The organism is Corynebacterium sp. HMSC078A10 (assembly GCF_001811565.1).
Taxonomy (GTDB): domain Bacteria; phylum Actinomycetota; class Actinomycetes; order Mycobacteriales; family Mycobacteriaceae; genus Corynebacterium; species Corynebacterium hesseae.
Window position 1 is genome coordinate 1 of the sequence record NZ_KV805221.1, and the last position, 2,721, is coordinate 2,721.

The 2,721-nt window shown below is 58.3% G+C and carries 1 protein-coding gene; it reads right to left on the reverse strand.

Annotated elements, in window-relative coordinates:
• Positions 1-2,585: YPDG domain-containing protein (locus HMPREF2808_RS09580; protein WP_210386970.1), on the reverse strand; the 2,585-nt coding region annotated here is incomplete at its 3' end.
• Positions 2,586-2,721: the final 136 nt, after the last annotated feature.

The following is a 2,721-nucleotide window of genomic DNA, read 5'->3' on the forward strand; positions in this document are numbered from 1 at the left end:
ACAGTGACCTTATCCGTCACAACAGAAGCATCAGTGGTCGGGGTCGGAGCCTTTTCGGAGTCGTTGTCGTCACGATCCTTCGCGTGATCCTTAACCGGAACCTCGACCTCAACCTTGCCACCCGGCAGATCCGGATCCTCAACGGTCACCGTGATCGGACCATCAACATCCTTACCCGGAGTAACGATGACCTTGCCGTCCTCGTCAATCTTGACCGGGACGTCCTTGCCATCCTCATCCTTAGCGGAAATCTTGGTGTCGTCGTCCTTGTTCTCAACCTTGATACCAGAATCCTGCGGATCATCAGTCGGATCAACAGTCTTCACATCGGAATCATCAACCTTGGTCGGCTTCTTGGCGTCCTCTCCGACCTTGATCGGGGCCTTAGCACCGTTGGAGGTGCCATCGGCGTAGGTCACGCGCACCAGGATGTCTTCAATCTGGCCCGGTTTGAGCTCCTTACCGTCGCTTCCGTTTTTGCCCGGAGTGACGGTGATTTCACCCTTCTCGTTGATGGAGGCCTTCCAGCCTTCCGGCAGAGCCTCCTCGAGGATCTCATACTTGGCGCCCTTGAGGCGCTCGTCATCAGAAGCAATCGGCTCGCCAGTCTCCTGGTCAACAAATTTGGGAGGCTTGGTCGTCTCCGGCTTGCCGACCTGGGCCTGAGTGACGTCATACTTCGGGGTGACCTCGCTCGCAGTGCCGGTGACGGCGGTGAAGGAGTCGGAGGCCAGCGGGATACGAGCGCCACGCTCGTCTAGGCCGTACAAGGTGGCGGTGTAGACCGTCGTCTTTTCGAGGTTCTCTGGAACCTGGATCTCGCAGTTCGGCAGGGAACCGTCGGACTTGGCGGGGATGCCCTTACCTTCGCCAGAGGGAAGGAGGTTGCCAGCCGGGTCAACACCCTTGCAGGAATTGATGACGTTGCCGTCACCGTCGCGCCACTCAACCTCGTAGCGGGCATTCATGTCCGCCGCCGGCAGGCTCTTGGTAAAGGCGTGGGTCTTATCGCCCGGGCGAGCGAAGTTGGTCAGGGAGTCGTACTTCTCAACGCCGAAGTTGATCTTGTTCGGGAATAAGGCCATGTCCCACTGCTGCACGTTGTAATTAGGAGTCAGCAGCGCGGCCTGCATGCCACGCATATCGAACTGGTTGGCAGCCACATTGTTGGCAATGTTGGACACGCCCCAGGCACCTGCAGTCAGGCCCTGCCAGACGTTGCCGCGCCATGCACCCATGTTGGACGTGCCGGTGGGCAGATCGGGGGTGTCAATGAACATCCAGTCCCAGTTCACATGCTTCTGATCACCACGCAAACTAGCACGGTTATCGCTGAAGTAACCCTCAGAAGAAGTAGGAGCAACGGTACCAACCTTGTCTGCAGGAACCTTACCGCCGTTCCCAGGACGGGTACCATAGGTGCCGTTGAACTGCAGACGGTACTCACCATTGCCATTGGTTTCGGTGACGACCTTCTCCGCAATCCAGTCCGGGTTGGACTTGATCTGCTGGTTGATCCACGCCTGCAGCTTCAACTCGTCCTGTACGTCCCAGCGAGCGCCACGCAGCGAGTGGTCCTGGAACTCAGATCCCTTGTTCTCCTTAGCGTACTTCTCAATCTCGACAACAGCCTTGTCGGACAGATAGGCGCCAACAACCTTAACGCCCTTAACCTTGCGATCGCCGGAAGGACCGGCGATTTCTTTCTGTCCAAGCTTGCCCAGGCCTTGGTTCAGGTTCCAATACGCCTGGCCGTAGACGGCGCCACCATTACTCGACTTCATGGCGAGTTCTTCGTCGGTGACCTTGCGCCAACCGGACTCGTCACCGAGCATCTCCTTAGCGTCAGCGCGACGCACAAACAGCTGGTGCGCACCGGCCACCGTGCCCTTGGCAGAACTCCAGCCGGCACCACCCGTAGAGTCCGTTACGCTACCGTCCGGCATGATTCGCTCGCCGTAGCCACGAACCATCTCATACTGGTCACGGTCGTAGCCGTCGACCCAAATCTTCACCTTTTGACCGCGGCCACCAGCAGCAACGTTGTAGTTTGCCTTGAACTCGCGGTAGCTACCCTTGGAATCCAGGTACGGCCGCATGTTAATGGAGAACGTGCCATCCTCATTCACCGTGGTCTTGTACACCGGAGAGGCCACACTCGGATCGCCACCCGTGGTGGACTTGTTGGGCTTTTCAAACCACTGCGCATACACGGTGGCACCCTTGAAGTTCTCACCTGCAGTCAAGTTCGCGGCCGGCAGCGCCTTGCCGTAGCCAGCAGCCACGCCACCATTCGAAGCAGTGTTACCGTTAGAATCACCCGGGTACTGGTCGTAGAACAGCACAGAACCGCTGATGGTCTGTTTGCCCTCGTAAATGCCGGGAGAGTAGATGGCGCCGTATGGGTCCGCAGCTTCGGTTGCATCCTGGGCAGTGCCCGCCTCCTGAGCCTGCGCAACAGCAGCAAACGGAGCCGGAGCTGCCACAGCATGAACGAACGGACCAACCATAGCCACCGACAAAGCGGCGGCAGCAATGGTGGTACCGCGACGACGAGCGGAACCGTTGAAACTCTTCAAGTTCATGAAGAATCCTTTCATGAGAACAATTAGGGAATGGGTCAACTGCTGCCCTAGGTCAGATTTCGAAGCCTCTTAAGCGTTCCTGAAGGCAGACTGGACTCAAGCTGAGACGTTACCCCCCCCCCCCCCCCCCCCCCCC